This is a genomic window from Finegoldia sp. (assembly GCF_046991905.1).
GTDB lineage: Bacteria > Bacillota > Clostridia > Tissierellales > Peptoniphilaceae > Finegoldia.
Genome location: NZ_JBKWZF010000017.1, coordinates 21,752 through 46,802 on the forward strand (window position 1 = coordinate 21,752; position 25,051 = coordinate 46,802).

Below are 25,051 nucleotides of genomic sequence, written 5' to 3' on the forward strand. Positions count from 1 at the left end.
TCTTACCTTTCCTGTGTTTTATATCTTGGTTTGCTGTAAAACTTCATGATATCCGGTACGTGCATACGACTCTCTTCATGTAGCTTATCTGCTGTTATACCCTCGACTTTACAATGACTGAGATAGATCCTGATTTCATTCGTTGGCTTTGGATAATACTTGGGAAGGATATTCCAAAGCATGACATGTGCCGGCATTTCCAAATGATCGATATGAAAATTATCTTTCAGCTTATCTATGAACATCTCATGAAATTCACCATCTGCAAGTTGTATTGCGTATTCACGACTGATAGAAAAATCTTTGGGATGAAAGGTCACAAGTTCCTTGCCATTGGTTGCTACTGTAAAGACATCTGTATTCTCTGGGTAAAACTTATCTAAAATACAGATAGGTACATAATTTTCTCCATGTTCAAGGCAAGAGTGATCCAAATAATAACGTGAATTTTTAACATAAGGTTTCCATGACTTAACATCAAAAATGTCTGGAATTTCAATATATGGCATCTGCCTTTGCAGCCAATTTCTCGTAACACCATGTTCTTGGCAATAATCCATATATACTTTTACTCCCATAACCGCATGAATATCATTCTTACCTGCAATGTAACGCCACATACTGTAATGTCCTTCTGGTGTCATTGCTTTTATCTCATACTGCATTTGTATAAGATTCATAAATTCATTACCTAAATTAAACGCCCAAGGAGCAACATAATCAGTCCTTCGATCTGTAATAGCAATACTTGTAATTTCATCGCTGGATTTTGCCGCAAAACATACCGGCTCGTGATTCATGTATTCCTCCATCATTACTCGTTCATAATAATTATCATTCAAAACCAAGGTAGGTTCTAAAATGAAAAGGACTTTGTAGTCCCTGGTATCTTCTCCTTCTCGCAAAATCGTTTCTGCTTCTTTCAACAAATCTATTTTCATTCTCTATTATCTCCTTTTCTAACGTTCATGCTCCGCACGACCTGATTTTGATATTTCATAAGTTTGAAAAAGATTTTTTAATTTGACTTTTGACTCCTCTGGTAGATAGACATGAATATGGCTTTTCTTACAGTATTTTAAATATTTCTTGATTCCTTCCTGTGTTTTCGAATCATATTCTGCTTTTGATACTATTTCCAGTTCAGCTATGATATTCTCGTGCGTCTCCAGTGACATAAATCGAATAGTTGCACCTGACTGCAGTACATTGAATAAATCTGTTTCAAAATCAAATCCCCAATCTTGTAAATCTCTGATAAAGGGATACTTTTCGTCTCGTATCAAGACCATAGATGATGAATCGTATGGGAAAAAGGAAATCGTTCCACTCTCATCCTCTAGTGTATAACCTAATGCAAGATCATTGTAAAAAGGCTCATTTAGAAGATATTCATAATTCTTAAGTGTTACAGCTTCGATATGCCCACACTTCTTCATTTTTTCATCGACTTGTTTTGATAATTGCTTTTCAAAGTTTTTTAAACAGCGTTCTGCAGAACAGAATTCTTTATCACCTGTCAACTTTTGAATATATGGAGCATCTATACCATGCTCTTTACAATATTCAAAATAAATACGTCTGCCATGATGATATTGTTCAAGATACATATCGTCTAAATTTTCAAAGGCTCTCTCTGTTTCTTTCCAGCATTCTACATGTACATAGTCTGAGATATAAAATGGCTTATAACCTTTTGCCAAGATATTATACACATGATCAACGGGTTTAAAGCCATGATACGTCATGTCATTCATATTCGTCCCCAGTTTTTCCTTGTCCTTTTCATATAGATAGGCAACTTTGATATTTTCATTATCAACACCATAGACACCAATCAAAGGAGGCTTTTTAAATGGATATTCATCCATTACCTCTTTGATTCTTTTATTGATTAGTCTTTCTTCCATTTGTCTCCACCTCCTTATAGTCCCATCATTTCCTTAACAATACGATCCGACATTTTGACCGTACCAACCAAAATAAGCATATTAAAGATCAATTCACCAACATAACTCCAAACCATACTCACTGCACTAGCACTTGGATCAACCACAGGCGGAGAGGCGGCAAAAGCTGAAAAGATGATACATGCCAGCACAATGATAGAACCCTCAAGACATACTCCTGCATAGGATTTCGTGAATGTGACAGCTATATGCTGCGTAGATTCTCCGGCAGATGTTGATAGTGGAATTGGAGCAATCGCCGTATACATATAAATCTTAAAAAAGCGCCCATAAACTGTTAAAATCATCACAAACGACAATACCGTAATAAATATCCCCCCGAGCAGGGTTACTGCCCATAATGGGATACTTTCCAAAAAGCCACAATCGTCAACTGCGTCTATGATTTCTTTGGGTATCGTCGTATTGGTTGCTGTTCCTACACCGACTGTTGTCATGATCGTCGATGTGATACCTTGTACGATGGTAAAAATGGCTTTCATTAGCTCCATGCCATATACGACAAGACCTCTAGCAATCGCAAATCGGATAAACAGTTTAAGGGCATGTTCTGGTCGCTTGATATCCTGATAAGAAGTACAGGTCTTTACAACTGCCACAACAAAGAATAGAACCAGTAGTGCAATACCAATAGCAAGCAAAGCTCCATGAATCTTCTCAATAATCTTCCATATACCACCGCCCTTAAAATCTTCTGGAGATTGTGTTAATAACAGCCATATCTCTGCCAGTTTTTCATTCCACGTTTCAATGGCGTTCCGTAAATTGTCAATGATTCCATCCAAATCCTACACCTCCTTGTTTTGTTTTCCCATCCATAGAATTATCCTCCTACAATGATGTTGAGAATTTCCTTAGCAAACGTTATGACGATACCTCCCGCAACTGTCAAAAAGCCATTTGCTCTTTGCGATGGATCATGACTCTTTAGGGATAAACCGACTTGCACAACACCAAAGCCCAGCAAGATCATACCAATGGCACGGATCAATCCAAAAATGAAATCAGACAGGTTATTTACGACCTGAATCGGGTCACCATCTGCGTGAACCGGTGTAGCAAAACAGAAACATACAACCATGACGCAATATGCGACAAACAGAAATCTCGTTTTCTTATTCAATTTTAAAAGTTTCATTTTTTCATTATCTCCTTCATATGAAATCAGGAGTGCTGCGAAATAAAAAAATCTCGCTACACTCCTGTCAAACGTAGAACAGAGGACAGTCTATAAAGATTCTTTCTGTTCCATTTCAAAAGTACTGAAATACTCTTCTAAATCTTCTTCACTAAGCAATTCGTATTCACTATTGCTCAGTGGGATGTTTTGCCAATCTTCTATGGCGTGATGTATAACACCGTGAGGATAACATTTTGTTCCACCATCCCTAGTTGCTTTGATATTAGGATGTTTCAACAAATCGTATTTTTTATCAAAAATCGGTCGTTCTCCACGCAGGAATAATAAACAATAGTCATTATCCAAAAGCCGCACTTCATCCGGTGTAAGCAGTTCTCGACCAGCTTGTTGATAATTGGTAGAGTAGTTGCCGTTATGTCCACTGCTTTTACCAAAAGTATTCGTATCTAGTGTTTCCTTTCCAAGATACTCTGACATAAATTTGTGGGTGCTCTGTTCATTTCCTCCTAAGTAGAGGAGAGTATCACAATTCCCGACAATACTTTTAACATCTTTATACAATCTTTCCTTAGATTTTGAATGATGATAGATACAAAAATCAATCGTGATCGCATCGTAGATAATAACTTGTCAAAGTCATCCGGCAATGCGACGTTCGCAAATTCATCCATTAGGAAATGTACTGGAATAGGAAGTTCTCCGCCATGAACGATATCTGCCTGAAAGTACAGCATCTGAAATAACTGGGTGTATAGCATACCAATTAGGAAATTAAAGGTACTGTCATTATCAGGAATCACACAGTAAATAGCTGTTTTACGTTCTCCAACCTGATCCAGTTCTAATTCGTCACAGGATGTAATACCGGCAATACTGTCTAAGTTGAAAGCAGCAAGTCGTACACCAACAGAAATAAGAATAGATTTTGCAGTCTTTCCAGAGACAAATTGTCAAGGACTTTTTAATCACTTCCACAAAGAAGTTACATTTTGCGGACTTCCTCACGAAGCATACGCTTGATTTTGTCCTCCATCGTCTCTTTGGCGGTCTGGCTGAAATGGACACGGACGATATAGGTTGTCTTGCCGATCTGCTTTCTGACAGTCGGGCAAGGGGTGCTGTTGGTTGCGGTATTGTTCATTCAAAATCCTCCTGTAAATGAAAAATGCCCGGTGACTGTTCATCATCGGGCGGTGTCAATATAAGGGAAGAAGGCAAGGCGGCAACTTTAAGGTATCTATAAAAACCTTGCCGTCTTTGCCACACTTGCCTTCTTCCTGTGTTACTCTCGGAGATAGCAAATCCATGAAGCACCATTTTTCTCGGTCACAAGCCTGTCTCCAATACGGCTTTTGGCTGTCCTCATCGTGCGTGAGGATATGCCCCTGTCATTAACCGCCTTTTCCAGCTCTGCACTTGGCATTTTTCTTCCGTCCGCCAGCAGTTCCAGTATCAGTGCTTCTGCCTGTGCGGTCTTGCTCTCGGTCTTTGCGGTGTCCGTTCTGGCAAGGAGTTCATCGGCGGTAATGTCATAAGCCCCTATCCATGAAAAGCCTTTCTCGTCTCCCAGAGAAAAGGCAAGGGACTGTCCCGGTGGGGCAAGGGAGCTTTTCTCATGGATCAGTACCCTTGTTGTGGGACTGTCTTTCAGCTTGCCGATAAAGAGCAGGCTACGGACTGCCGCTGTGATGTCAATGGAGCCTAAGCCCCTGTAAGTGCTTTGTGTTCCGGCTGCTTTGTTCAAGTGTCCAATCAACACGATTGCACAGCCTGTATCCTGTGCAATATCTCCCAGACTGCGGAAGATGGGGCGGACTTCATTGGCTCGATTCATATCCACATCAGCCCCCAGAAATGCCTGTACGGGGTCAATAATAACCAGCCTTGCATGATTTTCCCGGATTGCCTTTTCAATCCTTTCATCGGCAAGGGTCAGCGGCGTGTCCCTGTCATCAATGACAAGCACTTTTTCAAGGTCAGCTTCCGCTTCCATCAGTCTGGGCTTGACTGTATCGCCCAGACCGTCCTCGGCGGTCTGGTAAATGATATTGAACGGTTCAAGGACTTCCATACCGGGCAATGGCTTTCGGTTAGTGCAAGCCGCCGCCAGACGCATGGCGAAGTAGGTCTTGCCCTCACCGGGGTTGCCCTGGATAATTGTCAGCTTACCAAACGGGATATAGGGAAACCATAGCCATTCCACGCTTGTCAGCTCCACATCTGCCATACGAAGCATGGGAACAGGTTGGACAACCGGCAATTCTTTCAGCGTGATTGTCTCAGCAATGAATTTTTTGCTGGGAATGTCCGTTTTCTGTCTTAACACATCGTTCCAGTCTTTCCTTGCAGGAACAAGACGGACAACAGAAATTCCATCGGGAATGTTCTGTGCCAGTCGAAGGCTGGCTTCGCTCCCAGCGGTGTCGCTGTCCAGACAGAGGAATACTTGGCAGATGTCCTTGCGTTCAGAAAGAAAATGGTCAAGGGCTTTGCCCGAAACACCTCCCAAAGCAAGGTAGCTCCTTGTCTGCCAGTCTCTCGGATAAAGGCAGATAAAGGACAATAGATCTATTGGTGCTTCAAAAATAAAGAGCTGGCTGCCATTGCCCTCATAGCGGAACGGATAGGACTTATCAGATCCGGTAATATCCTGTCTGAACGGCTCGTCTGTCCCTCTTACATGAGCATATCGGGGTATGCCGTTTTGGTCTCTGCCTACAAAGACAACATTATGCCGCTTTGCGTCCTCGTAAATATCCCCGGAAAAGAGAAAAGCCTCAACAAGCGTTTTGTTGAGACCTCGGCTTTCTGTGAGATATTGGATTGCTCTGTCGGCTGTTTTGCTGTGCAAGGGCAAGTGGAACTCGGTGGGCGGTGCTGTGGTGGCTTCAGTCTGTCCCTCACCGTTTTCTCCGGTCAACATCTGGATAGCTTCGGGAAAGGACTTGCCGTAAAATTCCATAACAAAATTGACTGGATAACCACCCTTGCTCTGGCTGTGGCGAAACCATTTGTTTCCCCGGATAGTCAGACTGTCATGCTCCTTCCAGCGGTATTCTCTGCCGCTTTTTATCAGTGTCTCTCCCTGTGAACGGAGAAAATCTTCCAGATTGACAGCATTCGCCCGGTCAATCTGTGCCTGTGTATACTGCATGGGTGTCCTCCTTTACTTCTTGAAAACTGAACATCGTCTGCAAATGCCATGCTCACGCTCGTCCAGCGTGTAGGGGCATTCCTCGCATTCTTCGGCATACTGCCTTGTGGTAACGGGCAGATACCCTAAATCCTGCAACATTTCAATCTGCTGGTCGGTAAGGGTAGCTTCAAATTCAAGGCATTTCCGGCTGTGTTTGTCCAGCTCGATGAGGTCGGAAAGTGGTCTCCCGTCTTTCAATGGGTCTCCACTTAAAATCCGTTTTGCAGTTCTGCGAATGGGATTATATTCATTTTTCCAGTCATATTTTTTCATAAAGATATATCCTCCTTTTTGTGTCGTGTCTGGGGTTGATTTTGGAGCATTTGTTCCTCTGTATGCTCCATAGAACGGGCGGCAGTATCTACACATGACTTTACCTTCCAGAGCCGCTGTAAGTCCTCCCGGACACTCTTAAACTGCTCATAGGTAGTTGTGTGCGTCTGAACCAGTGCGTCATATTCTTCAGACAATTTTTTCATATTCACTTTTCCATCTGGAAACTCGGCAGTCAGCCTGCGTCTGGCAGCATAAAACTGTTTCAGCTCTGCTTCATGCTCTGCCTTGTATGCAGCTCTTGGCTTGTCAAATTTGATTTTCCGCAAGCCCTCATAAACCGATTTTAACCGCTGGAAAGTATTGCTGTCATCGGACAGGCTGCGTATGGCTTTCATACGGGCATTCTCGGCGTCCATTGTTGTTTTCAAGCTGTCAGTTTTAGTGCGGTGGCTCTCCACCCGGCTTTCCAAATCTTCAAGGGTGTAAATGCCATTCTCCCGTAGATAATTGAAAGTCTCATTCATTTCCTTTAGGTTGCTGATTTTGCCTTTCTGGGAGTAAGCTCCGGCACTCCGCTTGGAGTAATAGGCTCTCAGAAGGAAAACAAGGTCTGGGGTCTGCGGCTTGGCAAGTTCGGCTTTTATCTCCTTGATCCAGTCAGACAGGAGAGCGATTTTCTTTCTGATGTCCCGGATAACGGCATTGGTGGCTTTAATCCAGCGGTTGAACTCGCCCTTTTCAGTGCGTATGCCTTTCTTCTCCATTGCCCGGACAGTTGCACCCTCATGGACGGTGGGGAGCAAGTCCACTCCCTGACGCAGATAGCTGCGGTGATCGATACGGACATCAAGCCCCTTTTCTTCAAATTTGGCATTGCACACATCAGCCCACGCCTTACGCCAGTGTTCCAGCGTTTCGGGACTGCCCCAGTCGGTAGTGGGAACAGCGTCAAAGAGGAACTTGCCGTTCTGGTCTCTGATACGGTTTCCGTCCTCGTCCAGCCGGTACACTCGGTGCTGCTTAAAGCCCCATGTCCCGTCCGGGTTCATGGGGCGCATGGGGCAGAGGAAATGAAAGTGAGGGTTGGGTATCCCTCCGTCCTCGGTCTCTTTCTCATGGAATGCCACATCAACGGTCATGCCCCGGCTCACAAAGTTGTCCAACAAAAACTGCCTTGCCAGAGCGATATTTTCCTCAATGGTAAACTCGTTCTGCAAGGCAATTTCAAAGCTGTATGCAAGTTGGGCTTTCTTTCCCCGTTCCACCTGTTCAACGGCATTCCACAAGGTCTGACGGTCTGCAAATTCCGGGGGAGCGTGGGACGGTAAGAGAATGTCGGAACAGATTACGCCGCCCTTTCTGGTGTAGTCGCTGTACTCGCCGTAATACTCGCTGTACAGCCTTTCGCCGGAACGGTAAGCAGCAGAAGCGATAGCGGACTGCCCCTCACTGCGTTTCATCTGGTCTACTGTGAAGTGGAACAATGCCATTGTCCGTTTCCTCCTCTCTGTGAAGATTTCTCTCATGGGCTGTCGCCGCTTCTCTAAGAGCCTGTTCCACCTCCGGCAGAGCAAAGATGTGTTCCATCAGCCCAGTCATTTCGGTGCGTGATAGGTCTTTGAACACTGGGGCAAGGCTCTCCACTGTGCCGCCCAGATTACAAAGGCGGTGGGTGCGTTTCTTTCGCTCGCCCTGTTCCAGAAACTTCTTTCGGTTCTCAAGGCGGTTGAGCTTGTGCTGCTCCTGTGCAAGCCTTGTTTCAGCTCGCTCTTTTTCAGCCCGAAGCTGTTCAAGGGTTTTCGGTTTTTCCATTCTGTTTGACCTCCTTTTTTGAAAAATAGGTATAAAAAAAGACCGCCGACTTTTTCACATGACGATGTGTGTCAACGGTCTATTTTTCCGTATTTAGTTGTCGAGGGGCAAAATCAATTCTCATTGAGATACCTTGCCAATTTCTTCTCCAGCAGTTCTGTCATACCATTGCAGAGGCGCTTTACCTTGTCCTGCTCATGGGCGTAGTACCAGATGGTTTCCTCTCCGGGGCGGAGCAGGAGCTGGTCGCCATCCGCTTCTTTCCAGAACTCGCCCAGCACACAATACCGCTCTCCATGAATGGTCAGATCAAACATCCCGGAAAGGGTAATAATCACGCCTGTGGATACCTGTATGCCAGCGGTCAGCAGGAAGAACTCTCGCACCTGGGACGGGAGTGTGAAGTCCAGCACGCTTTCTTGATTCCTAATCTGCTCCTCAGTGGCGGCTGGTTTAATCTCGTCTGAGGTGTCCAATATCTTTGCCAAAGCATTGGAGAACTTCGGATAGTGGGAAAATAACTCTGGATGTTTGGTCTTAAATTCCTTTTGTTTTTCTCGCTGTACTCTTTTCTGCTCTTTACAGTAAAAATCCAACTCTTCCAGATACCTCTCCTGATAGAGATTACTGGTTTCAAAAGGCACACCTTTCCTTTCCAGAATGGCGATTGCTCCTTTCTGACTACCAAACACTGGCACCCAAGAAAAACCATGAGTTCGGGGCTTCAACTTCAAAAACTCCCCTGGACTTAAAAGGCTTTCCAGCTCCGCTTCATGGTCATGCCACCAGTTCCACCAACTTTCCGGAGTTTCCCGACCTTCCGCTAAATCTAAAAGTTTTTTGTTGAAAATTTCGTCATTCATAAAAATACATAATATCCTCCCAATTCATCTTGTTATTAGCTCAACTTGCTGGCGGCGGACGGTTCTTAAAACCGTCTGCGGACGGCAAGTACACAGGGGATAACCGCATAAGCGGTGCAAGGGGGTGTAGCCACCTTGACGGAACGAAGTGACGAAGTATTCTCGGTCAAGCAGCTTTTTTCTGCTGACAGAGAATGAAGCTCCGCAGGACGCACAATACTCCCGACAGGAGAGTATAGAAGTGCGCCCTTTAGTTCCTAAAGGGATTTTTGCTCAGCGTCTTTCCATAATGAATGTAATAAATAGATATCAATAAATTGACACCAAAACAGCACTTTCTTGCTCAGCCATTTTCGCATAAAACTTTCTCAGGCTTTCAAAGGAAGTCCTCAAATCATCTTTGATTTCATCAGCTTCATCTTCATATTCCCAGATGTTAGGATATATATCGTTTTTCGCAAAATTTCTCATGTTAAATTTATCGATATATTTTTCAAAATCTATTTTCTGCAACGCTTCTGCAATTTCTTTTACTCTATTACTTCGTGTTCCAGATATAAATTCTTCTATATCTTCTCCAGAAATATTAAACTGACCTACAATCGCTTCGCTAATTAAGTCATTCTCAATTGGTTCACTGGCAGATTTTCCTGTCAGCAAGAAATGAAGTGCGTCCCACATTTTGTCTATGTCGCATATTTCTAAATCTTCATTTTCCTGTAATTCCTCAACATCATCAAGACACAAGAAATTCTCCAGTTCACTGTCAGAAGTCGATTGATAATTTGCAATCATGCCCATTTTGCTTTCCTCCTCATTTCAATTTACCGTTCATTTACTTGTGCAAATTATACCATAAAACTTGTGAACAATTCTACCACAACTTTTGTGAGATATGAGAAAAGTCCGAACAGTTTTCTGCCCGGACTTCCTCGCTCAATTGTAAATCAATTCCGCTTTTACAACTTCCTCTGCCTGTGCCTTGCAAGCGTTCATCTGCCGCACCCACTCCATCTGATTTTCAGCTTTCAACTCCTCAGTAATACCATATTGTTTCATCAGCCCCGACATAATAACATCAACCTGGTTTCTGGCGGTTTCCTCGATTTCAAGACAGTGTTCAAAAAGCATATCTGAAAGAACCAGTTCATTAAACAGGATTGGACGGAAGTTCTGCAAGTAGGCTTTGCGAAGTCTGCCATAGTGTCCTAATGCCTTTCTCGGCTGGCGTATCGTAATATATGGAATGAGATAATCTCCTTGTTTGGTGTAGGTCAGTTTCATGCTGTCTTAGCTCCTTTCTGCGGCTCTCTCTGCGGTAAACTGCTCACCGGGATAAATACGCCCTTTGCAATATCCTCGGTGCGGATAGCGGCTTTTCGGGCTTCGATTTCAGCCTTTTTCTTGGCTTTTGTGCGTTCCTCATATTCTTTCTGCTTGCCGTTGGCTTTACGCTTCAAATAGTTCTGATGAAGCCTGTCCTTGCGTTCCTCTTTCTTACGGATTTCCTCTAATTCCGCTGATGTCAGCTCCACTTCTCCAAATGCCGGGGGAACGAAACGCCCAACAAAATTGAAGTAAATCTCAACCTCCTGTGTTGTGTCCCGGCTGCCTTTGCGGTCACGCTCATGGACAAGGATTTTCTCAACAAATTCATTGAGCATGGTAACGGTCAGCTTGTCAAAATTCTTGTATTTATCAATCAGAGCGATAAAACGGTCAGCGTCCTTTTCATGCTTTTCATAGCCCTTAACTGCCTTTTCCAGAGCAGAAATTTCAGTGGTCAGCTCACTTTGTTCCTTTGCATATTGAGCGTCCAGCATTTCATATCGGCTGTCAGACAGCTTTCCTAAAATGTTGTCCTCATAGATTTTACAGAGCAGCACTTCCAGCTCAGAAACTCTCTGCTTTGCGGTGGCAAGGCGTGTCCGCTGTTTTCTGACCTCTGCGGTCTGCTGGCTGGACTGTGCTTCCTGTACCACCCGGATAAACTCGGCTCGGTCATGCTTGGCATATTCGGCAATGGCTTTGAGCATATCAGAAATAAGGGAGAGTACCACATCTTCATTGATACGGTGCTGTGTGGTGCAGAGCTTTCCAACAGGGACTTTGCTGTATTGGGAGCAAGTATATTGAGAAATACGCTTGCCGTTGTTGGTACGGTGGACATACATCTTGCCACCGCAGTCGGCACAATAAAGCAAGCCAGTGAGGGGAGCAGCTTCGCCCCAGCCGTTAGGGTAGCGTCTGACATTTCCTCGGATTTTCTGCACAAGGTCAAAAGTTGGCTGGTCGATGATTGGCTCATGGGTATTTTCAAAAATCGTCCATTCGTCCTCCGGCACATAATGGCTTTTCTTGTCCTTAAAATGCTTGCGTGTTTTGAAATTGACCGTATGCCCCAGATACTCACGCTTTTTAAGGATTTCTACAACGGAAGAAGCACCCCAGCCGTACACATCTTTGAAAGTCTTATTTTTGTTCACACCCTCTCCAAACTGTGCAAGGTAAGCAGAGGGTATCAAGATTTTTTCCTCTGACAGCTTCTTTGCAATCTGATACGGTCCGAAACCGTCTATTGTCATGGCAAAGATACGCTTTACCACCTCGGCTGCTTCCGGATCAACTAACCACTGGGTTCTGTTTTCATTCCAGAGGTAGCCGTAAATGACTGTACCTGTGAGGTGCTTGCCGGACTTGCCTTTGGACTGGAAAGTGGAACGGATTTTGCGGCTGGTATCTCTGGCATAATACTCATTCATAATATTACGGAATGGGGTAAAATCATCGTCCCCTCTGGCACTGTCCACACCGTCATTGATGGCAATTAAACGGACACCACGCTGACGCAGTATCTCCATAATCTGACCGACTTTCAGATAGTCACGCCCCAGTCGGCTCATGTCCTTGATACAAAGGTATTCCACATTCCCGGCTTCCACTTCTTTCATCATTGCCAGAAATCCGGGACGGTCAAAGCAAGTACCACTGATACCGTCATCAGTGAAATGGACTGTGTTAGAAAAGCCCTGACGGTCAGCATATTCTTCAAGCAGCTTCTTCTGGTTCGATATGCTGTTGCTCTCGCCTTGCTGGTCATCGTCTCGGCTCAATCGCTCATAAAGAGCAGTGATTTTTTCGTTTCTTCTCATGGCTTACGCTCCTTTCTTCGATTTTAGGTTGTGTGTTCTAAGAGACTTCCCAACCGCTTGATTAAGAAGTCTTTTAGAGCATACAACACCAGCTGCCTGTTTATAAATCTTATACTGCTTGAGTGCTAAACTGTCAGGTTTTCGCATTTCCAGCCTATCAAACAATTCATCCAATGGACTTTGGTATTCCTCATCATCTTCTTTTACATCAGCGGATGCAATCATTTCCATGACCATTGTGAAGTTTTGTTCTTCCTCTGGTGCTTCATGTATCAGATAAAGACACAACGCCTCTAGCAATGCAGTTTCTGATTTCTCCCAGAAAGGATCGTTCGTTTGCGACCCTTTAGGCGTTGTATTACGAATTAAATTCGTAATCAACTTTAAGACATCTTTATCATCCTTGATATAAGCAAATGGATTATAGCAATGAGATTTTGACATGTTAATAAGATCTATGACCTTGATGACATAACCTTCTTTTTCTAAAAGATAACCCGTATCACGCAAGATTTCCCCCTTTGGATCTAAGATTACAAATGAGGTATTGCATTGCAGGATATTAGGCTTTACGTAAAATCTTGTCTTACCGGCACCACTTCCACCAAGGACAATCGTATTGAGATTTCTTCGATGCTTTTTACCATCCAATCCAATACGTACACTCTGCGTAAGCAGCTTGTTTTCTAAAAACTTTGTGGACGTATATTTTTTATTGATTTTGGAATTATCTCCCCATTTTGCTGATCCATACTCTTCTTTTCTTCGATAGTTTTTTATACTGCTGATATAAATACCGATGCCTATCAAATAGGCAAGTACAAAAATCAGAATCGTTCTGGGTGTATCAGAAACCCAGACAATATGAAAAGGATCGTTGATTGCATCATTCAAGTTTGATAATGCAAAGAACAATCCTTTTTTCATGTAGGGAGCAAATAGCAATGCTCCCCATATTACCGGTATCACAAGGAATCCAAGAAAGATATAATCTTCTTTTCTATCTCTCTTCATATGCACGCTTTACCTTTCCTTTTGAGACAGGAGCATCACAAGCCCTTAGAATCAAATCGTCTATGAAGTCATAGCTTTTCTTTTCCTCAATCTGTCGTGACCTTAAATGATTGAGGGCATTTAATATGATCCGTCTTTCTGTATCAGTAACTGTGATATCATAAAACTGTTCTTTCATATGCTGTTATCTGGACACATCAGAATGTTCATTCTGCTTATCCATATGCTCCTGCTGCTTTGCATAGATACCATGTTCCATACGATCTGATACACTTTTATACAGCCCTTTGATATCTTCCAGTTCACCCTTGACCTCACGCTGATCCAAGCCTTCAAAATACTCACCAGCATGCTGGATAAAGGATTCATCACATCCTTTGATACCATACTTCTGGCAAATGATATAAGAGGCACTAGCAACCATGAATTGACTATCCTCTCTGCTGATACCAGATTTCAGACATTCCACTGTACAGTATTCTTTGACTAGACCCGTCATCATCTCTTGCGGTTCAAGACCTGCTTTTACATAAATCTTCTTTGCATCATCTGCATAATAAACAGGACTAGGCAAGTCTGATTCAGCAGTAACTATTTCAGGTTTGATTGTTGTTCCATGCATCAGGGCACTAATGATTTCCTTATTGCTGTAGTTAGGAGCAGGAATTGTGATTGCTTTACCGTTCAGTTGTGATATATCATAAACGTACTTCGGATTGTAGTTTACACCTACCGTACCATCACGTCGCATATACTCAGAGCCGGGTTCGAGAATCTGAATCCCTTTATCTTTTTCATCATTGCGAATAAACTTATTGTTTTCTCTCCACTTGATACCTTCTTTCAACAGCTGTGCATCAGGGTATTGCGCCATAACAAGCAGCGTGTTGGTTACCTGATAATCAAGTCGTACCATCAGATCAAAATAGCACTTATAATTTTCCGGAGATTCTATCGCTTTTAAAGTCTGCTCATTTGCCATTGAGAAGAGGGCGGTTCTCCATTCCTGCATCCTTTTTGCATATTCCTCTTTAGGAAGCTTTGGAGTCCATTCCTTTTTTGTACTTTCTGCCTTGCCTTCGTTAAATACATCGTATAATTCACTCATAATGACTTCTCCTTTTTCTTAGATTTTCTTTTCTTGTGATTACTGTTTGGATTTTTACTGAATGACTGACCTCGTGCCTTACTGCGCTGTTTGTTTTTCTCAATACGCAATTCACGTTCACTTTTAATTTGTTTCAATTCCTGTCTGACAGATGGTCGTTCAGAAGTATCCTCTGCGACGTTTGCTCTCTTTGAGATATGCTCGGACGGAACGTCGCTCGTTTTCTGTGTCCGAGCGATTGTGGGGTTTTCAGCAAATGACTTTTCTTCTTGCTTAGTAGATGACATAAGGGAATCAATCAAATCGTCATGTTCTTCTGCTGACATAACCGGAACATCTTTCAATGGCTGATTTTCTCTTTCAGATAGAATAGATTCACGCATCGCCTTGGTATCAATCGTAGCAAGTTCAAATTTATCAACGATACGACTGATTTTTGATGCATCTTCTGCTCGTACCATAATGTCACAGATTCCATCCGTATTGTTCTTTTCTTTCAGTACGGAATACAGCACACCGTAACGCTTTGCCTCCTGACAGAATGTCTTTAGATCTTCATGACGAATCGCAAAAACTTTGAGTTCTTTACCAGACTGCAGCATAGAATTTAATCGTGCCGCTCCTTTTACTTTCTTCTTATCATTTAGCATTGCATACAGTGTAGCTGCTAAAGACTTTGTAGCTGCACCTCCAATCTTGAGGGCAATATTTGCCGCAACTTCAATCCCCTGAAGGGACATTCTCACGACCTGATCGGCTGTTTCTCCGCCTGCGTTCATTTTCCTCACGCTCCTTTCGTTCTTGTTCTTTTACAACCTGTAAATTCTGTTTCATCGCTACCGAGCGATGTCGGATACTCTCATAGAGCACCACCTCCTTACGTAGTAATTTGATCTCAGCTGATAGAACTGCAACATCCTGCTGTAGTTTATCTTTGCTGTCCAGATTGCGACAGCGCCGAATCTTGTTATAAACACATCGTCTTTCTTTAATCAGACTTTCCAGACGATCTTGGACACTATGCTCATGGCAATCAAGATCATCCAACGTATTGATTTTCTTTTTACAGAGTAGAGTAGTTTCTTCTGTAATACGATCCATATAACGTAAATCCTCCTTGAATAAAAAATGCACCCTCTTTTTATTAGGTGCATTTTTTGGGAGTATCCCCATTTTATACATGTAGTGAAAATACAAAGCACGAAAACCTGTGAGTTTCCGTGCCTTCTTTATATCCCCTTTATAATAATAATGTGGTGTCTTAGTATCCTTTTGAATTAATTCCCACTTGATAGTGGAATTTTCCAATATCAATTCCTTGATATTTTCCTCAGTAAAGTAACCATCGTTACTTAAACTCCTTAACCTGACAAAACGTTCCTTTGTTGGTGGTCTTACTGCAATATGCTTACCATATTTAATTTCATATCCCTGTGCTTCTAGGCATTGGAAGAACTGTTTCATCGTCATTGACCTATTGATAGCATAATTGACATCTTCCCTTATAGCACTTCTCCAAGTTGGTCTTTGTTGCTTTTCAGCCTGCCATTCTGCATAATGCATAGACTTCTTTTTTGGGTTCTCAATGACACTCAACTGATACTTACGACACAAATCATCTGACAACTTGCGAATCTTTTTATAATTTTCCTTATTATCATAGTATTTCAGTCCATCCTTAAATGAAACAGAGTTAATCACGAAATGATTATGATAATGTTTTTTATCAAGATGTGTTGATACCAGTACCTCAAAGCGATTCCCCCACATCGCCTGTGCTAATTCAATACCTATTTGGTGTGCTGTTTCTGCATCAACTTCTCCAGGGGCAAATGACTGGTAAGCATGATAGGCAAGGATACCTTCTGTTTTATGATAAGCTTTCTTTGTAATCATCATATCCTTGAGTGCAGTTGCCATTGTACAGTTGATACCACTGACATATAATTGCTTTTCAGTCTTAAGATCTTGAGTGGTATAATTGATGACTTGACTCAATCCATTATAATGATAATCACTTTCACTGACAGTTGTTTTATCTGGATTGGAAATATAGTCAAGCACACGTTTCAAATTGTCTTTGACATCCCATATTCTAGTTGTTGCCATCACTATTCTCCTCTGGCAGCAAAACCTTTTCTCTAATCTCAAGAATATTCTTATTCAATTCGGCAATATCTCTTTTATAGCGAGCGATATCTATACTACCTGTTTTATGAGCAATCATCACTAATTGATTAATGTTATTACCAATTCGCCTTAATTGATCTATCATATCAAAGAAATCCTGTGATGGTTTTTCCATAGGGATATAACCACTTATTAAGTATCTAATATATGCCTCTTTTGATAATCCAGATTTTCTTACTTTATCAATCAGCAATATATTTTCTTTTTCATTTAAGCGAATCATCAATCTAATATTTCTTTTTCTCATAAATAACTCTCCAATACAAAATAAAACTTGTTCATAAAAATAAACAAGTCTTTGAAATATAATATTCTATTCTTTATAATCAACGTGATTAGCAGCTCGCATAAATTTCATAGTTAATCCCAATTTTTCGTATTCATATTCTGAATCCAACCGTTCTAGGAGTTGAGCTAAAAATATCTGAAATGCTTGTTCTTCCAAAGATAGGTTGAAATCATGTTCCGTTTCTCCATGAAAATTATCATCATTCAGAAAAGAAATATACTTATTTTCCGATTTTAAAAACAAACCATATTGTGCGCAAAAAAGCATGTCTATATTTTTTTCTTCTAAATCATTTAGAATTTCCAGAACTTTTTCTTTACTAGATATATTTGATTTATATGTGAACATCACTTTTAAAGGAGCTTTATAATTTAGGGTACTTTTTAATTTTTCATCTCTGTTAAAAGCATTTTGGAGATTTGTAAACTTCAAGTTATCATTCTTAATTTTATCTTTTGACAACAAAGTAGAACATTCAATATTTGCTTTTAGACTTTCATGATAAATAATTTTATTTGCATAACCGGAAAACAATACCGGATAATTAAATGAATCATATATCATAATATCACATTGATTACTTATACTTGATTCTGTGTATACAAAACCAGATGCAATAGTAAATTTATCAGGAATATAATCCTTTAGAAAATTCTTTACAACTTCTTCGCATTCTCTCCCTCTCTCTCCATTATGATGTATGCTTGTGATAAGATCTAATTCAGCTATAATTTTTTCAAACCATCTTTTATGCACAAGTATAGGTAACCTTATACTTTCTTCTTGATTCATATTCTCTCATCCTTTCTTGATATATAATACATCATATCAAATATAGATCATACTTTAAAGCATGGGTCTTAGGGTATACCCTAACAAGCGAATTTGTGGGTAGCCAAATTCAGTGCTTGCTGCAGTACAAGACATAAAGGTACACTCAAAGATTTGAATAGTTCTAAAATAATATAAAAAGAGCAAAACATTTTATTGTTTCGCCCTATATCCAAATCGCATCTATCCTAAAATGGCAATTCCTGCGTAGGCTGTTCCTTTCCTTTTTGTTTGTTCTTCATTTCCTGCTGGTGCATGATTTCTAAGCGATCTATGTTGATTTTATAGAAGTTTAAATCCGCTGACACTGAGTAAAAACCTGTTTTTATACCTTGCATATCTTCATGAATATATAACTCCTGCAGTCTTTCTAATGATTGAGAATACTGTTGTGTATCCATATAATTTACATACTTAAAATCCATAACTCGATAACAACAATCAACGACATAATAATTTTTAAAATCAAATTTATTTTCAATATCATTTTCAATCATCAGTGCCTCGGCTGCCCAGATTTTACTTCCTTCTTTGCTAAAAATCATGATACAACCACCATGATTTCCTTTTTCATAATCAGTTGTATATATCATTCTATCTTCCATTTCCTTTAACGAAACACCATCACTGAAGTATTCTAATTCCTTTTGAGGTATACGACCTTTATCAGTTGCACGATATTCCATCTTATACCAATCACTCTTTTGAAATTGAAATTCTCCAGAATCTACCAATTCCATTGCCTGCTGTTCAGCAAAGTTTTTTGATGTAGCTTCAATAGGAATAACAGCCTGCCGAATCTCAGTAATCTCAACATCATAACGCTTCATTTACTTTTTCCTTCCTGTTTTTCAAAGAAATCATCTGTACTTTGCTCAAGTTTCTGATACTTATTTTTAAGATTATTTAAATCTTTCAGCTTAGAGTTAAGCTGATTAACTTCACAGTCTAACTCATTTCTTTTCTCTATTTTCAAAGTTTTTTGTTGTTCTAATTTCTGTATTTCCTTTTCAATTTTCTTGTACATGCTACATAATCCTCCTTAGATATAAAAGAAACTGTTTATTTTAAATCACATCTTTATTACTTATTTGTTACTTCAGATAATACAATAATCAATCTAAATTACTCAAAGCTTTTTTTAATATATCTATAAGCTCCATATACCTTATCTTCTTTACATCTGATAATTCTCTATAAAACTTTATCACTTCTTTGATATTTTCATCATGCAAAAATAGTGATCCATAATCATACATTTTCATACTCAAAAATCTAGTGATCAACGAATAATTTGTTAAGATGGTTTCTACATCTTTATCCTCACTAATACAAAATTTTTCACATATATGATGATATGCATCATATATGTTCTGATACGCTTCTTCACATACTTTGCCAATTTCAAATTCATTTTCTATAGCACCTCAATTCGCTTGGAGCCTCATTCAGTTCCATCATACCATTCATTAAATCGTAAATTAATTCTTTAAATTCTACATTTTTCTCAGCCATAATTAAACCTCCTCGCATCAAATAGTGTTCTTACGCGAACACTATCAGTAATTCAATATTATCGTAATAATATTTATAATGCAATTATACGATGGAGACTGGAGTGACAATAATGATAAAGTATGATAGATTATGGCAAACGATGAAAGCAAAGGGTATATCTCAATATGATCTTTATACACATTATAATGTAAATCGCTCTCAGTTGAATAGATTAAGAAAAAATCATAATGTTGAAGTAAACACGATTGATAAATTATGCAATATCTTAAATTGCAAAATAGAAGAAATCATGGAACATTTTCCAGATGATAATTCCTTTTGAAAGATAGTTAAGGCTATCTTTTTTTCTATAAATAATCGCTTTAAACTGTATAAAAAACATTAGCTATGAATGACTTAGAACTATTGTTATCGTTCTAAATTATATTTTCTTTTCTTAACTTGATTCTGTAATATCAAATTAATGTCCTTTGCATGTCTGGGACTGTCATCAAAAATGTTATATTGATCTTGTAGATGAAAAATAATTTTTCTCGTTGTATCGTAACCAGCTTTATCATTATCCAAATGCAGATGTAATTCTTTGATTTGAAGATTCCTTTCTAAGAATGATTTTAATGCTATTGGAATTGTAGATTCTTCAAGATTTCTATCCTTTACCAAAGTAGAGGCTCCAGAAATTGCAAGATAATTATCCAATTTGTAATCCTTGTGATTCTGCTTTGATAACGTCATATATGACAGCAAATCAATCGCTGATTCAAAAACGTGCAGGGAAGTATTACTGTCATTGGTAATTGAAAATCCATAACTTTTGTCACTGCCCCAGACATCCTTTTTCATATCATTATCCAATGATCTTTTACATGCAAAACGAGGATAGTGGTTCTCATCGTATCCTACAAAGACGATGCAATGCTCTTTAGATTCCTGATAAAATAAACGTTGTTCTTGACAGTAGTTCACAATGTTTTTATCAATGCAGCGCTTATTTATTAGATAAGCTATTGCATCATTATCATTTTCAGCAGGATAAGGCAGACGCAGTTTCTTTGTCTGTCTTTCTCTTTGATTGTGTTGCACAGGTTCCTTTAAGTCTATCAGATTTTTAATATGCATTGCTGCATCCCGAAAACTCATATTCTCAATTTTAATTAAGAAATCGAGTGCTGTTTTACCACCGATCCCTGATGACCAGTGCATCCATAATCCATGCGACATATGCAGTGATGTATGAGATTTTGTTGTGTAATCCACATGTCCATTTCTCACAAGATCATGCGGTTCATAATTTTTAAAGTAAGTCAGTAAGTCCAACTCTCTAATTCTTTTCATATCACTTTCGGGGATTTTCTTTCCCATATTAACACCTCATTTCAAAGTAAAAAGGACTCCAAAACTATGAAGTCCTCAATCTCTCATTTTTACTATCGTGTCATTTCATTACGACTTTCCACGTTCTCATCCGGCTCATCATCCACAAATACTGTGCTAGGATCATTCTTATTGCTGATATCCAATTCCTTATTTAATTCTGATAGCCTTTTAGTCTTTTCCTTTAACTCCTCTTCTTTTTCAAAAGGTCGATTGACTTCCTCCTTTGCATTTCCCAACTGTTTTTTCACGTCCTCAAATAGTGCCTCTTCGTTTTTTAACTTGTCAGGATAGGAGTTCAAAAGATTATCAATACGTTTTAGATTTCCATAAACGTCATCACCCAATTCAATGGAATAAGCTGTTTCCTTTTTCAAAGTCAACACGAAAGCTTTATTGAAAACATCATAAGAAAGAAGCATTTGGAATCCTCGATATTCACCTATTGCTTTCTGCTCTGATGATTCCATTTTTTTACACATCAATATTAGGCTATTACCAGCATGTTCCTTCTCATCATAACGAATATTGTTAATCATCATTCCAGAAAAGTCTTCCACAGGTTTGAGTGTGGCTATATCATTCTTTAGACCACGTATATTTTCTTCCAGTAAAGATATCTTCTTTGGATAATATTTTATGATTCTATCCTCTAAATCATATCGTTCTGAAAGATAATTTGCTTTCGCCATCTTGAGTTTACTGACCTGTATATCAAGATCCATCTTCTCTTTAATTTTAGGATTGCCGCTGGCTAATGCTTTGATTTCAGCGTAAGAAAGGGTCGCATCATCAATATCTTCAGCCGAGCGTACAGGGCTTTTTGATGTCATAATCTGTGATATAAACTTTTGTTTTCCTTCGACCAGCTGATACAAATAAGCATCAAACGTCTGTTCGGTAACATAACGATAGATATAAACATCACTGTTGGTATTGCCTTGCCTAACGATTCTACCTCCACGCTGTTCCAAATCAGATGGACGCCAAGGACAATCAAGGTCATGTGATGCAATCAACAGATCTTGTACATTCGTTCCTGCTCCCATCTTTTGGGTTGAACCTAACAAAATACGGATACTTCCAGTGCGTACCTTTGCAAATAATTCCTTCTTGGTAGCATCTGTTTCGGCATCATGAATATAAGCAATTTCATCAGCCGGCACAACCACGTCTTATTAGTTTCTCAGCGATATCATCGTAAACATTTGTAAATAACAGTTCGTTTCCTGCTTCTATTTGTTCTTTCACAGAAGATGACTTTCTATGTGGAGTGGACATATCACAAAATATTAACTGCGTGGATTTTTTCTCTTCTGTTTCTTTGTAAATAGACAATACCTTCTGAATACAAATATTGACCTTACTATTTTCAAAGTCCTCCAGTCTATCATCAATCAATCGCTGGTCTAACGCTAGTTTTCTTCCATCATTGGTAATCTTAAGCATGTTGTCTATTCGTGGGTCCTCACCGTTTCTTACTTTCTCTGCACGCTTTGCAAGCGATTCTACGATGCTTTTCTGCATCTCACTAGGCTTTACTGCTATTGTTTCATAATGTGCTGTAGGCGTAGGCAAATTCAACATATCGGCAGTTTTAATATCAGCGATCTCTTTAAACATGGAAATAAGTTCCGGCAAGTTATAAAATCGTGAGAATCTGGTTTTCATGCGATAACCGGTTCCTTCTGGTGCAAGTTCGATTGCGGATACTGTTTCACCAAAGGTAGATGCCCAAGCATCAAAGTTCTCAAGTCCATGTTCTTCCAGTAGGTCATATTGCAGATAGCGCTGTATCGTATACATTTCATAAGGTAGGAAACGCCACGCCATACTTCCTTTCGTCAGCGGTCTTGGCGTAACCCCCTCCAGAACCGTGCTTACACCTCTCGATGTACACGGCTCGCCATCTTTCATAGTTTAAGTGATTTTAGCTTTGCTTCTTCATAGCATTTCGGGCAGAGAGCCAGTGACTTCCGCCTTTTCTGTAACATCAGTCCGTCAAATTCATTATCAGCATTTAAATCTTTTAAGCGTTGCACATGGTGCATATACACTTTTACAGGGCTTGCCCCACACATTTCACATTTTCCGCTTTTTAAGCGTCCTGCAAGGCTGTTCGGTTTTATCCGACCTCTATACTTCGGCATAATGTCTACAAATTCGGGAGCGATATTCTTGTTACGCCTGAATCCCTCATTGTAAAATTCACATCGCTTTGTTCCACTCTTGGTTTTATAATCTGCGCCGAGGTCGCCCTTTTCACTGCGGTACTTCTTATACATCTTCATAACAGAAGAATTATATTTTGCCGCCAGCGTTTTTAGGCAACTGCAACGCATGATAGAATGGAATTTTCCCAGATTGCATACATTGATTGCCAATCTGTAATAGTTGTACAAACCTCTGATTTCTGAATTATACTTGCTGATGATTGCCACATCATCCAATGGCATAAGCGCCCCTCTGTGGAGCGGTTTCCAATTCTCTTTGCCGTTCTCGTCCTTTTTGATTTTAAATGCTCCGTATTCATGCAGTTTTGCAATCCATTTTTCTTTCGGCATATATAACTGCACTTTTCCATACCACACCCGTTGTAAGCCTTTTTTCGTCCGCTTCGTATCCTGACTTCTTGATATTCTTATGTCGTATCCAAGATAACGCACCTTTTCAGAGGAATGGGTAACGTGAGTTTTCTCCTCTGACATCGTAAGATTTAACTTGTCTTTCAGAAATATCCTCACCTGTTCCTTGATATTTTCGGCATCCTGCTTTGAGCCTGTTATCGAAATCAGAAAGTCATCAGCGTAACGGTTGTATTGAAGCCTTTTGTAACTCTTATCCATTTCATCTAAATGCGGCGTGGACAGCATCACTTTTCTTGCTTCTTTAAATGTGGTCAGGTTTGCTTCTGTGCGCTCTGTTTCCAGATTTTTCTGCGCTTTCCGATAAGCCCAGCGTACCTTATCATGGTCTTTGTGGACTTTACGGTTTCTTGTATCGCCTTTGTCAAAACTTTTTTTCATCTTCCCCATAAACTCATCGAGTTCATTTAGGTAGATGTTTGCAAGTATCGGACTGACACCGGAGCCCTGCGGACTGCCGGAGTACGTTTCATGGTATGTCCACTGTTCCATATATCCTGCCCTTAAAAATTTCCACATCAGCGATATGAATGCTTCATCTTTTATGCGTTTTCTCAGAAGCTGTATTGTGATATGGTGGTCGAAGCTGTCAAAGCAAGCCTTAATATCTCCCTCGATTATCCACTTTGCGCCAGTAAACAGCGTTACAATTTCTTTTAATGCTGTATGGCAGCTTCTTTTCGGTCTAAAACCATGTGAATTATCGGAGAATGTCGGCTCATAAATTGCTTCTAATATCATACGGACGACTTCCTGCAACAGTTTATCGTCCGTTGACGGAATCCCCAATGGGCGCTTTTTATTGCTATTTTTCTTCGCAATATAGACACGCCTTGCTGGGTTCGGTTGGTATGAATGGTCTCTTAATTTCGCAATGAGTTTTTCAATGCGCTCCATGCTCATACCATCAAGAGTGAGTCCATCTGCCCCTGCCGTCATGCTCCCCTGAGAGGTCGCAATATTCTGGTATGCGAGCAGATAGAACTCTGGATTGTACAGGTTACGGTATAATCTCTCGTACCTGTAATCTTTGTTTTTTGCTTTTTCACTTAAACTTTTCAATACATTTTCGGGACTTCTCATAATGCCTCACGCACCTTTCCTTGTTATTTGTATTGAAGAAAGACTGTCTCCCTTCGCCATGTGGACGGCTTTCCCGCCCTCGGACTACTACGGAGACTCTGTTGCCATAGTAAATATTCAGAGTCGCTTTTTCTCATAGCACTCATAGCCGATATTTCGGCGTTTTACCGTAGGCAATCCCCGTTTAGAACTGTAATAACATAAGCCTGCTATGATTTCGGATGTGACGTTCGCCGTTTTCCATTATCCTATGGCTGATTTACTCTGGGTATCTTGTGGGTACGCATGGCCGACTCATATCCACCAGAGTACATGCGAGTATAACTTCCTTACGCATGGAGCAACATTTTGCCCAATCTCCGACTGTCATTCAGGCAGTTTAGCTTTCATCCTTATTCATAACTTTTCGTCACTACCACGCAAACACTTTGGAAGTTTCCGTGTTTCGTGCCCTCCGACATGCTACACTCCCCGTCGGGTTTCCCCTTTCGGATAAGTCGGGTGACGATAGGGTGCGGATTATTCCGCTTTAATACCTTGCCCTATTACTTGCTCAAGGTAAGATTATTACAGCCCCTTACGGGCGCAC

Annotated in this window: 25 protein-coding genes and 2 pseudogenes; 1 reads left to right on the top strand and 26 read right to left on the bottom strand. The window is 40.3% G+C overall.

What is annotated here, in order from left to right; genetic code table 11:
- Positions 1-2: 2 nt before the first annotated feature.
- The 23 genes and pseudogenes from ACLUJM_RS07885 to ACLUJM_RS07995 all read right to left on the bottom strand — a co-directional run bounded on the left by ACLUJM_RS07885 (position 3) and on the right by ACLUJM_RS07995 (position 18,869).
- Positions 3-941: a hypothetical protein gene (locus ACLUJM_RS07885; RefSeq protein ID WP_008816952.1), complete on the bottom strand. Its 939-nt coding sequence runs from the start codon at positions 939-941 to the stop codon at positions 3-5.
- An 18-nt stretch (positions 942-959) separates the two neighbouring features.
- On the bottom strand, positions 960-1,910 hold the full coding sequence (locus ACLUJM_RS07890; protein WP_008816953.1) for a hypothetical protein: 951 nt from the start codon (positions 1,908-1,910) through the stop codon (positions 960-962).
- A 14-nt stretch (positions 1,911-1,924) separates the two neighbouring features.
- The gene (locus ACLUJM_RS07895) at positions 1,925-2,755 is read right to left on the bottom strand and encodes a hypothetical protein (protein ID WP_008816954.1); all 831 of its coding nucleotides are present in this window, start codon (positions 2,753-2,755) and stop codon (positions 1,925-1,927) included.
- Positions 2,756-2,793: 38 nt separating this feature from the next.
- Positions 2,794-3,108, bottom strand: a complete 315-nt coding sequence (locus ACLUJM_RS07900; protein WP_008816955.1) for a TrbC/VirB2 family protein — start codon at positions 3,106-3,108, stop codon at positions 2,794-2,796.
- A 90-nt stretch (positions 3,109-3,198) separates the two neighbouring features.
- A pseudogene (locus ACLUJM_RS07905) lies at positions 3,199-4,052 on the bottom strand (VirD4-like conjugal transfer protein, CD1115 family); the annotation flags it as partial.
- 41 nt (positions 4,053-4,093) lie between these two features.
- Positions 4,094-4,252 (bottom strand): transposon-encoded TnpW family protein, encoded by a 159-nt coding sequence (locus ACLUJM_RS07910; protein WP_081018971.1) that lies wholly within the window; start codon positions 4,250-4,252, stop codon positions 4,094-4,096.
- Between the two features lie 141 nt (positions 4,253-4,393).
- Positions 4,394-6,265, bottom strand: coding sequence for an AAA family ATPase (locus ACLUJM_RS07915; RefSeq protein ID WP_349933933.1), 1,872 nt, complete (start codon positions 6,263-6,265; stop codon positions 4,394-4,396).
- 12 nt (positions 6,266-6,277) lie between these two features.
- Positions 6,278-6,580 carry a hypothetical protein gene (locus ACLUJM_RS07920; RefSeq protein ID WP_304323794.1) on the bottom strand — a complete coding sequence of 101 codons (303 nt, stop codon included), beginning with the start codon at positions 6,578-6,580 and terminating at the stop codon, positions 6,278-6,280.
- Complete coding sequence (gene mobQ, locus ACLUJM_RS07925) at positions 6,577-8,073, bottom strand: MobQ family relaxase (protein ID WP_412412583.1); 1,497 nt, start codon at positions 8,071-8,073, stop codon at positions 6,577-6,579. Before mobQ ends, ACLUJM_RS07920 begins: the two co-directional genes overlap by 4 nt.
- Positions 8,030-8,395, bottom strand: coding sequence for a DUF3847 domain-containing protein (locus ACLUJM_RS07930; protein WP_349933929.1), 366 nt, complete (start codon positions 8,393-8,395; stop codon positions 8,030-8,032). Before ACLUJM_RS07930 ends, mobQ begins: the two co-directional genes overlap by 44 nt.
- A 113-nt stretch (positions 8,396-8,508) precedes the next feature.
- A complete protein-coding gene (locus tag ACLUJM_RS07935; RefSeq protein WP_349933928.1) occupies positions 8,509-9,258 on the bottom strand; it encodes an SMI1/KNR4 family protein in 750 nt (249 codons plus the stop codon).
- Between the two features lie 309 nt (positions 9,259-9,567).
- Positions 9,568-10,059, bottom strand: a complete 492-nt coding sequence (locus ACLUJM_RS07940) for a YfbM family protein (protein ID WP_257332028.1) — start codon at positions 10,057-10,059, stop codon at positions 9,568-9,570.
- A gap of 135 nt (positions 10,060-10,194) precedes the next feature.
- On the bottom strand, positions 10,195-10,542 hold the full coding sequence (locus ACLUJM_RS07945; RefSeq protein WP_412412584.1) for a TnpV protein: 348 nt from the start codon (positions 10,540-10,542) through the stop codon (positions 10,195-10,197).
- Entirely contained in the window at positions 10,539-12,410 is a 1,872-nt protein-coding gene (locus tag ACLUJM_RS07950) for a DUF4368 domain-containing protein (protein ID WP_412412585.1), read from the bottom strand. The genes ACLUJM_RS07945 and ACLUJM_RS07950 overlap by 4 nt, the downstream gene beginning before the upstream one ends.
- A gap of 3 nt (positions 12,411-12,413) precedes the next feature.
- Positions 12,414-13,424, bottom strand: a complete 1,011-nt coding sequence (locus ACLUJM_RS07955; RefSeq protein WP_412412586.1) for a type IV secretory system conjugative DNA transfer family protein — start codon at positions 13,422-13,424, stop codon at positions 12,414-12,416.
- Positions 13,411-13,602 carry a hypothetical protein gene (locus tag ACLUJM_RS07960; protein WP_044947573.1) on the bottom strand — a complete coding sequence of 64 codons (192 nt, stop codon included), beginning with the start codon at positions 13,600-13,602 and terminating at the stop codon, positions 13,411-13,413. The genes ACLUJM_RS07955 and ACLUJM_RS07960 overlap by 14 nt, the downstream gene beginning before the upstream one ends.
- A 6-nt stretch (positions 13,603-13,608) precedes the next feature.
- Complete coding sequence (locus ACLUJM_RS07965; RefSeq protein WP_008816957.1) at positions 13,609-14,532, bottom strand: hypothetical protein; 924 nt, start codon at positions 14,530-14,532, stop codon at positions 13,609-13,611.
- Positions 14,529-15,311 (bottom strand): PcfB family protein, encoded by a 783-nt coding sequence (locus tag ACLUJM_RS07970; protein ID WP_008816958.1) that lies wholly within the window; start codon positions 15,309-15,311, stop codon positions 14,529-14,531. Before ACLUJM_RS07970 ends, ACLUJM_RS07965 begins: the two co-directional genes overlap by 4 nt.
- Complete coding sequence (locus ACLUJM_RS07975) at positions 15,253-16,641, bottom strand: relaxase/mobilization nuclease domain-containing protein (protein WP_008816959.1); 1,389 nt, start codon at positions 16,639-16,641, stop codon at positions 15,253-15,255. Before ACLUJM_RS07975 ends, ACLUJM_RS07970 begins: the two co-directional genes overlap by 59 nt.
- Positions 16,628-16,969 carry a plasmid mobilization protein gene (locus ACLUJM_RS07980; protein ID WP_008816960.1) on the bottom strand — a complete coding sequence of 114 codons (342 nt, stop codon included), beginning with the start codon at positions 16,967-16,969 and terminating at the stop codon, positions 16,628-16,630. Before ACLUJM_RS07980 ends, ACLUJM_RS07975 begins: the two co-directional genes overlap by 14 nt.
- 66 nt (positions 16,970-17,035) lie before the next feature.
- Positions 17,036-17,803, bottom strand: a complete 768-nt coding sequence (locus ACLUJM_RS07985) for a DUF6602 domain-containing protein (RefSeq protein ID WP_008816961.1) — start codon at positions 17,801-17,803, stop codon at positions 17,036-17,038.
- A 227-nt stretch (positions 17,804-18,030) separates the two neighbouring features.
- Positions 18,031-18,672 (bottom strand): hypothetical protein, encoded by a 642-nt coding sequence (locus ACLUJM_RS07990; protein ID WP_008816962.1) that lies wholly within the window; start codon positions 18,670-18,672, stop codon positions 18,031-18,033.
- A complete protein-coding gene (locus tag ACLUJM_RS07995; RefSeq protein ID WP_008816963.1) occupies positions 18,669-18,869 on the bottom strand; it encodes a hypothetical protein in 201 nt (66 codons plus the stop codon). The genes ACLUJM_RS07990 and ACLUJM_RS07995 overlap by 4 nt, the downstream gene beginning before the upstream one ends.
- Positions 18,870-19,469: 600 nt before the next feature.
- Between ACLUJM_RS07995 and ACLUJM_RS08000 the strand changes: the two genes are divergently transcribed.
- Entirely contained in the window at positions 19,470-19,682 is a 213-nt protein-coding gene (locus ACLUJM_RS08000) for a helix-turn-helix domain-containing protein (protein ID WP_008816967.1), read from the top strand.
- A gap of 86 nt (positions 19,683-19,768) precedes the next feature.
- Here the strand turns inward: ACLUJM_RS08000 and ACLUJM_RS08005 are convergent, their stop codons facing one another.
- From ACLUJM_RS08005 to ACLUJM_RS08015, 3 genes and pseudogenes are all read right to left on the bottom strand, one after another.
- The gene (locus ACLUJM_RS08005) at positions 19,769-20,722 is read right to left on the bottom strand and encodes a DUF3991 domain-containing protein (RefSeq protein ID WP_008816968.1); all 954 of its coding nucleotides are present in this window, start codon (positions 20,720-20,722) and stop codon (positions 19,769-19,771) included.
- 65 nt (positions 20,723-20,787) lie between these two features.
- A pseudogene (locus tag ACLUJM_RS08010) lies at positions 20,788-22,543 on the bottom strand (helicase-related protein); the annotation flags it as partial.
- 104 nt (positions 22,544-22,647) lie between these two features.
- On the bottom strand, positions 22,648-24,462 hold the full coding sequence (locus ACLUJM_RS08015; protein WP_008817044.1) for a reverse transcriptase domain-containing protein: 1,815 nt from the start codon (positions 24,460-24,462) through the stop codon (positions 22,648-22,650).
- Between the last annotated feature and the right edge of the window lie 589 nt (positions 24,463-25,051).

What these genes read in the sequence shown, in the direction of transcription:
- ACLUJM_RS07935 (WP_349933928.1), bottom strand. Translation starts at nt 9,258, where the DNA reads ATGAATGACGAAATTTTCAACAAAAAACTTTTAGATTTAGCGGAAGGT.
- ACLUJM_RS07940 (WP_257332028.1), bottom strand. Translation starts at nt 10,059, where the DNA reads ATGGGCATGATTGCAAATTATCAATCGACTTCTGACAGTGAACTGGAG.
- ACLUJM_RS07910 (WP_081018971.1), bottom strand. Translation starts at nt 4,252, where the DNA reads ATGAACAATACCGCAACCAACAGCACCCCTTGCCCGACTGTCAGAAAG.
- ACLUJM_RS07980 (WP_008816960.1), bottom strand. Translation starts at nt 16,969, where the DNA reads ATGAGAAAAAGAAATATTAGATTGATGATTCGCTTAAATGAAAAAGAA.
- ACLUJM_RS07915 (WP_349933933.1), bottom strand. Translation starts at nt 6,265, where the DNA reads ATGCAGTATACACAGGCACAGATTGACCGGGCGAATGCTGTCAATCTG.
- ACLUJM_RS07945 (WP_412412584.1), bottom strand. Translation starts at nt 10,542, where the DNA reads ATGAAACTGACCTACACCAAACAAGGAGATTATCTCATTCCATATATT.
- mobQ (WP_412412583.1), bottom strand. Translation starts at nt 8,073, where the DNA reads ATGGCATTGTTCCACTTCACAGTAGACCAGATGAAACGCAGTGAGGGG.
- ACLUJM_RS07960 (WP_044947573.1), bottom strand. Translation starts at nt 13,602, where the DNA reads ATGAAAGAACAGTTTTATGATATCACAGTTACTGATACAGAAAGACGG.
- ACLUJM_RS07955 (WP_412412586.1), bottom strand. Translation starts at nt 13,424, where the DNA reads ATGAAGAGAGATAGAAAAGAAGATTATATCTTTCTTGGATTCCTTGTG.
- ACLUJM_RS07930 (WP_349933929.1), bottom strand. Translation starts at nt 8,395, where the DNA reads ATGGAAAAACCGAAAACCCTTGAACAGCTTCGGGCTGAAAAAGAGCGA.
- ACLUJM_RS07890 (WP_008816953.1), bottom strand. Translation starts at nt 1,910, where the DNA reads ATGGAAGAAAGACTAATCAATAAAAGAATCAAAGAGGTAATGGATGAA.
- ACLUJM_RS08005 (WP_008816968.1), bottom strand. Translation starts at nt 20,722, where the DNA reads ATGGGAAAGAAAATCCCCGAAAGTGATATGAAAAGAATTAGAGAGTTG.
- ACLUJM_RS07900 (WP_008816955.1), bottom strand. Translation starts at nt 3,108, where the DNA reads ATGAAACTTTTAAAATTGAATAAGAAAACGAGATTTCTGTTTGTCGCA.
- ACLUJM_RS07970 (WP_008816958.1), bottom strand. Translation starts at nt 15,311, where the DNA reads ATGAACGCAGGCGGAGAAACAGCCGATCAGGTCGTGAGAATGTCCCTT.
- ACLUJM_RS07995 (WP_008816963.1), bottom strand. Translation starts at nt 18,869, where the DNA reads ATGTACAAGAAAATTGAAAAGGAAATACAGAAATTAGAACAACAAAAA.
- ACLUJM_RS07985 (WP_008816961.1), bottom strand. Translation starts at nt 17,803, where the DNA reads ATGAATCAAGAAGAAAGTATAAGGTTACCTATACTTGTGCATAAAAGA.
- ACLUJM_RS07920 (WP_304323794.1), bottom strand. Translation starts at nt 6,580, where the DNA reads ATGAAAAAATATGACTGGAAAAATGAATATAATCCCATTCGCAGAACT.
- ACLUJM_RS07990 (WP_008816962.1), bottom strand. Translation starts at nt 18,672, where the DNA reads ATGAAGCGTTATGATGTTGAGATTACTGAGATTCGGCAGGCTGTTATT.
- ACLUJM_RS08000 (WP_008816967.1), top strand. Translation starts at nt 19,470, where the DNA reads ATGATAAAGTATGATAGATTATGGCAAACGATGAAAGCAAAGGGTATA.
- ACLUJM_RS07965 (WP_008816957.1), bottom strand. Translation starts at nt 14,532, where the DNA reads ATGAGTGAATTATACGATGTATTTAACGAAGGCAAGGCAGAAAGTACA.
- ACLUJM_RS08015 (WP_008817044.1), bottom strand. Translation starts at nt 24,462, where the DNA reads ATGAGAAGTCCCGAAAATGTATTGAAAAGTTTAAGTGAAAAAGCAAAA.
- ACLUJM_RS07975 (WP_008816959.1), bottom strand. Translation starts at nt 16,641, where the DNA reads ATGGCAACAACTAGAATATGGGATGTCAAAGACAATTTGAAACGTGTG.
- ACLUJM_RS07885 (WP_008816952.1), bottom strand. Translation starts at nt 941, where the DNA reads ATGAAAATAGATTTGTTGAAAGAAGCAGAAACGATTTTGCGAGAAGGA.
- ACLUJM_RS07950 (WP_412412585.1), bottom strand. Translation starts at nt 12,410, where the DNA reads ATGAGAAGAAACGAAAAAATCACTGCTCTTTATGAGCGATTGAGCCGA.